Below are 5,329 nucleotides of genomic sequence, written 5' to 3' on the forward strand. Positions count from 1 at the left end.
CCTGGCCCTGATGCGCCGTCAGGCGGCCCAGACCTTCGCCGAGGCCGGTGACTATCAGGCAGCCGTGGAATGGGCCGGCATGCGTCCGGCTACCCCCAGCGGCGTGCCGCTGATCGGGGCCACCGCCTACCGCAACCTGTGGCTCAACCTTGGCCACGGCGCGCTGGGATTTACCCTGGCCTGCGGCAGTGGCCAACTGCTTGGCGAACTGATCGGCCAGCGTTCCACCAGCATCGACATGCAGGGCCTGGCGCCCCGCGTCGCCTGAATGTTCAACAGGAGTCTTCAGATGAGTATCCAACGTATCCACAGCAACAATCGCCTCAGCGGCGCCGTCACCTTTGCCGAACTGGTGTTCCTTTCCGGCCAGGTGCCGGGCTCTAGCAGCGACATCGGCGGTCAGACCCGGGAGGTCCTGGAGAAGATCGACGCCTTGCTGGTCGAAGCCGGCAGTGACAAGGATCATCTGCTCAGCGCAACGCTCTACCTCAAGGACATCCAGGCGGACTTCGCGGCCATGAACGTGGTCTGGTCGGCCTGGCTGTCTCCGGGCCAGGCACCGGCTCGCACTACCTTGCAGGCGGCCTTGGCACGTCCGGAGATCCTCATCGAAATCAGCGTCATCGCTGTTCGCCGCTGAATCACTTCTACCCACAACGGAGAATAACAATGCATAAGATCACGTTGCTCGGCTGCACCTTGGGGCTGCTGTTCAGCGCCATGTCCCAGGCCAATGAAGCGCCTCTGCAGGGCACCCTGGCGAAGATCGCCAACAGCGCCAGTATTACCTTGGGTTATCGCGATGCCTCGGTGCCCTTTTCCTACGTGGGGGATAACAGCGGCAAGCCCATGGGCTATTCCGTGGAGCTGGCGAGCAAGGTGGTGGAGCGCATCCAGCAGCAGTTGCACCTGCCCAACCTGAAGGTGAAGTACAACCTGGTGACCTCGCAGACCCGCATTCCCCTGGTGCAGAACGGCACCGTGGACCTGGAGTGCGGTTCCACCGGGGTGACGGCCGAGCGGCAGAAGCAGGTGGCGTTCTCCTACGGTTTCATCTACGTCAAAGGCCAGTTGCTGACCGCCAAGGACAGCGGGATCAAGAGCTTCGCCGACCTGCGGGGCAAGAACGTGGTGACCACGGCGGGGACCACCAACGAGCGTTTTCTCAAGAGCTACAACGTCGAGCACAAGATCGACATGTTCGTGATCAGCGCCAAGGACCACGGCGAGGCCTTCCAGATGCTCCAGTCGGGGCGTGCGGCGGCGTTCTACATGGACGATGCGTTGCTGTACGGCGAGCGGGCCAAGGCCCGGGATCCGCACAACTGGGTGGTGGTGGGGGAAGAACAGTCGCGGGAGATCTACAGCTGCATGGTGCGCAAGGATGACCCGCAGTTCCTGGCCCTGGTCAATGGCGCCCTGGCGGACCTGTACCGCTCCGGGGAAATCAACGGCATTTACCAGCGCTGGTTCCAGCAGCCGATTCCGCCCAAGGGCCTGAACCTGGAATTCCCCATGACCAGTGAACTCAAAGCGATCATCGCCCAGCCCACCAGCGATCCGGTGCAATAGCCACCACCAGGAGGGGTTAGAAATCGCCCCACAGTTGCTGGGCCACGGCCAGGGCCACCACGGGGGCGGTTTCGGTACGCAGCACCCGCGGCCCCAAGCGTGCGGGGAGGAAACCGGCGCTGTGGGACAGTTCCACTTCGGCGTCTGTCAGGCCGCCTTCAGGGCCAATGAGGAACGCCAGGCTGGCAGGCTTGGCGTGGCTTTCCAGGGGCTGGGCCACGGGGTGCAGCACCAGCTTCAGGTCGGCCCGGGCCTGCTTGATCCAGTCCGCCAGCAGCACGGGTGGGTGGATCACCGGGACCTGTGAGCGGCCGCACTGTTCGCAGGCGCTGATGGCCACCTGGCGCCAGTGCAGCAGGCGCTTGTCGGCGCGCTCGTCCTTGAGCCGCACTTCGCAGCGCTCGCTGAAGATCGGGGTGATTTCGCTGACCCCAAGCTCCGTGGCCTTCTGGATCGCCCAGTCCATGCGCTCGCCCCGGGACAGGCCCTGGCCCAGGTGAATCCGCAGCGGTGATTCTGCCTGGCCGGCGAAGCTTTCATTCAGCTGGACCCGAACCCGCTTCTTGCCCACTTCCACCAGAGCCCCGCGAAACTCGGTGCCCGAGCCATCGAACACCTGCAGGGCAGCACCTTCGGCCATGCGCAGTACGCGCCCGATGTAGTGTGCCTGGGCTTCCGGCAACTCGTGTTCGCCTAGGCTCAGGGGGGCGTCGATAAAGAAGCGGGACAATCTCATCTGGGTTCTCTGTTGAATGTGAATCGGTGGAAAGCGTTCTGTGGCGAGGGAGCAAGCTCCCTGGCCACAACTAACGACCTGCTCTAGCCCGGATCGCGAAAGCCGGGGTGGAAGTCCTTGGGCACCGCCACGCTGACCTGGTCGCGGGTGGCGATATCGATGCCTTCACTGGCGACTTCGGCGAGGAAGTCGATCTGTTCCGGGGTGATCACGTACGGCGGCAGGAAATACACCACGCTGCCCAGGGGACGCAACAGGGCGCCGCGTTCCAGGGCGTGCTGGAAGACTTTCAGGCCGCGGCGTTCCTGCCAGGGGTAGGCGGTCTTGCTGGCCTTGTCCTGGACCATCTCGATGGCCAGGACCATGCCGGTCTGGCGTACTTCGGCAACGTGGGGGTGGTCCACCAGGTGCGCGGTGGCGCTGGCCATGCGCCGGGCAAGCGCGTGGTTGTTCTCCACCACCTTGTCCTGCTCGAAGATATCCAGGGTCGCCAGGGCCGCGGCACAGGCCAGCGGGTTACCGGTGTAGCTGTGGGAGTGGAGGAAGGCGCGCAGGGTCGGGTAGTCGTCGTAGAAGGCGCTGTAGACATCGTCGGTGGTCATGCACGCGGCCAGGGGCAGGTAGCCGCCGGTCAGGGCCTTGGACAGGCACAGGAAATCCGGGCGGATGCCGGCCTGCTCGCAGGCGAACATCGTGCCGGTGCGGCCGAAACCCACGGCGATCTCGTCATGGATCAGGTGCACGCCATAGCGGTCGCAGGCTTCGCGCAGCAGCTTGAGGTACACCGGGTGATACATGCGCATGCCGCCGGCGCCCTGGATCAGCGGCTCGACTATGACCGCGGCCACTGTTTCGTGGTGCTCGGCCAGGGTCTGCTCCATGGCGGCGAACATGTTCCGCGAGTGTTCTTCCCAGCTCATGCCTTCGGGCCGCAGGTAGCAGTCCGGGCTCGGCACCTTGAGGGTGTCCAGCAGCAGGGCCTTGTAGGTCTCGGTGAACAGCGGCACATCGCCCACTGACATGGCGGCGATGGTTTCGCCGTGGTAGCTGTTGCTCAGGGTGACGAAGCGCTTCTTGTTCGGTTGGCCGCGGTTGATCCAGTAGTGAAAGCTCATCTTCATCGCCACTTCGATGCATGACGAACCGTTGTCGGCGTAGAAGCAGCGGGTCAGGCCTTCGGGGGTGATCTTGACCAGGCGCTCGGACAACTCGATCACCGGCTGGTGGCTGAAGCCGGCGAGGATCACGTGTTCCAGCTGGTCCACCTGGTCCTTGATGCGCTGGTTGATGCGCGGGTTGGCGTGGCCGAACACATTGACCCACCAGGAGCTGACCGCATCCAGGTAGCGTTTGCCTTCGAAGTCTTCCAGCCAGACGCCTTCGCCTCGCTTGATGGGGATCAACGGCAGCTGTTCGTGGTCTTTCATCTGGGTGCAGGGATGCCACAGCACCGCAAGATCGCGTTGCATCCACTGGTTATTCAGGCCCATGTACAGTCTCCTGGAAGCGGCCCGCCAACGGCGCGGGCGAACAATCGGGCAAGCCTATGCAATGCATGGCCGCGGGACAACCTATTGTGCAAGACGCGCCACGGCGTGATGCGTCAGGTGCAAAGACGCCGCCTGCAAGACCCAGGGCACGGCACGAGGGAGCAAGAAGGCTGGCTTGGCGTGAGGCTTAATCTTTTCTTAACGCGCTCGGTCCAGACTACTGATCGTATTTCTCGATATTTCAAAGCAAAAAATTCCGCTTTAATTCGATAGGTAAATCGCTAGTCTTGATCTGCGTTTCTTACAGGATGCAACTGATGCAGTTACGTAATTCTTCTTCTCGCTATGGTTGGGTCAGCATTGTTCTGCACTGGGGCGTGGCCCTGGCGGTGTTTGGTCTGTTCGCCCTGGGCCTGTGGATGGTCGGCCTCGACTACTACAGCACCTGGCGCAAAGACGCGCCGGACCTGCACAAGAGTATCGGCCTGACACTGTTTGCAATCATGCTGCTGCGGGTGTTGTGGCGGTGGGTCAGCCCACCGCCGCCGGCCCCGGCCAACCATGGGCCGCTGACCCGCCTGGGGGCCAAGCTGGGGCACGCGTTCCTCTACCTCGGCCTGTTCGCGGTCATGATTGCCGGTTACCTGATCTCCACCGCCGACGGCGTGGGTATCCCGGTGTTTGGCTTGTTTGAAGTTCCTGCCCTGATCTCCGGACTACCGGACCAGGCAGATGTAGCAGGTGTGGTGCATCTGTACCTGGCCTGGGCACTGGTGATCTTTGCCGGTATCCATGGCCTGGCTGCGCTGAAGCACCACTTTATCGATCGTGATGCGACCCTTACCCGTATGCTGGGTCGCAAAGCCTGATGTTCAACCTTGACTCAAAAGGAATAGAAAGCATGTTGAAAAAGACTCTCGCCGCTCTGGCAATCGGATCTGCTGTATTGGCGGCCGGTCAAGTGATGGCAGCGGACTACGTGATCGACAAGGAAGGCCAGCATGCCTTCGTCGACTTCAAGATCAGCCACCTGGGCTACAGCTTCATCACCGGTACCTTCAAGGACCTGGACGGCAAGTTCAGCTTTGACGCGGCCAAGCCGGAAGACGCCAAGATCGAAGTCAACGTGCGCACCGCCAGCGTGTTCACCAACCACGCCGAACGTGACAAGCACATCACCAGCAAGGACTTCCTGGACGCTGGCAAGTTTGCCGACGCCAAGTTCGTCTCCACCAGCGTCAAGCCCACCGGCAAGAACGCCGACGGCAAGCTGACCGCTGACGTGGCCGGCGACCTGACCCTGCACGGCGTGACCAAGCCGGTCGTGGTCAAGGCCACCTTCCTGGGTGAAGGCAAGGACCCATGGGGCGGCTACCGTGCCGGCTTCGAAGGTACCACCAGCATCAATCGCCAGGATTTCGGCAAGATGATGGACCTGGGCCCGGCCTCCAACAATGTTGACCTGTACATCAGCTTCGAAGGCGTGAAAGCGAAGTAATGCTTCGTCTGTAGCCGCTGCCGCAGGCTGCGA

At 62.5% G+C, this 5,329-nt stretch carries 7 protein-coding genes; 5 read left to right on the forward strand and 2 right to left on the reverse strand.

The window, feature by feature from the left end; genetic code table 11:
* The 3 genes from F6S12_RS29435 to F6S12_RS29445 form a co-directional block, all read left to right on the forward strand.
* Window positions 1-268 (forward strand): FAD-dependent oxidoreductase (locus F6S12_RS29435; protein WP_315869662.1); only part of this gene is annotated, 268 nt, incomplete at its 5' end.
* Window positions 269-289: 21 nt separating this feature from the next.
* Complete coding sequence (locus F6S12_RS29440; protein WP_015637347.1) at window positions 290-640, forward strand: RidA family protein; 351 nt, start codon at window positions 290-292, stop codon at window positions 638-640.
* A 29-nt stretch (window positions 641-669) separates the two neighbouring features.
* Entirely contained in the window at window positions 670-1,572 is a 903-nt protein-coding gene (locus F6S12_RS29445; RefSeq protein ID WP_011063980.1) for a transporter substrate-binding domain-containing protein, read from the forward strand.
* A 16-nt stretch (window positions 1,573-1,588) separates the two neighbouring features.
* On the opposite strand, the gene F6S12_RS29450 is transcribed toward F6S12_RS29445, so the two are convergent.
* Complete coding sequence (locus tag F6S12_RS29450) at window positions 1,589-2,308, reverse strand: 16S rRNA (uracil(1498)-N(3))-methyltransferase (RefSeq protein ID WP_019095274.1); 720 nt, start codon at window positions 2,306-2,308, stop codon at window positions 1,589-1,591.
* An 83-nt stretch (window positions 2,309-2,391) separates the two neighbouring features.
* Window positions 2,392-3,798: an adenosylmethionine--8-amino-7-oxononanoate transaminase gene (locus F6S12_RS29455; RefSeq protein WP_065365096.1), complete on the reverse strand. Its 1,407-nt coding sequence runs from the start codon at window positions 3,796-3,798 to the stop codon at window positions 2,392-2,394.
* Window positions 3,799-4,115: 317 nt separating this feature from the next.
* On the opposite strand from F6S12_RS29455, the gene F6S12_RS29460 reads away from it, so the two are divergent.
* Together F6S12_RS29460 and F6S12_RS29465 are read left to right on the forward strand one after the other, a co-directional pair.
* Window positions 4,116-4,667 carry a cytochrome b gene (locus F6S12_RS29460; RefSeq protein ID WP_011063977.1) on the forward strand — a complete coding sequence of 184 codons (552 nt, stop codon included), beginning with the start codon at window positions 4,116-4,118 and terminating at the stop codon, window positions 4,665-4,667.
* Between the two features lie 32 nt (window positions 4,668-4,699).
* On the forward strand, window positions 4,700-5,296 hold the full coding sequence (locus F6S12_RS29465; RefSeq protein ID WP_011063976.1) for a YceI family protein: 597 nt from the start codon (window positions 4,700-4,702) through the stop codon (window positions 5,294-5,296).
* Window positions 5,297-5,329: the final 33 nt, after the last annotated feature.

This window comes from Pseudomonas sp. JV245A (assembly GCF_032424515.1).
GTDB lineage: Bacteria > Pseudomonadota > Gammaproteobacteria > Pseudomonadales > Pseudomonadaceae > Aquipseudomonas > Aquipseudomonas protegens.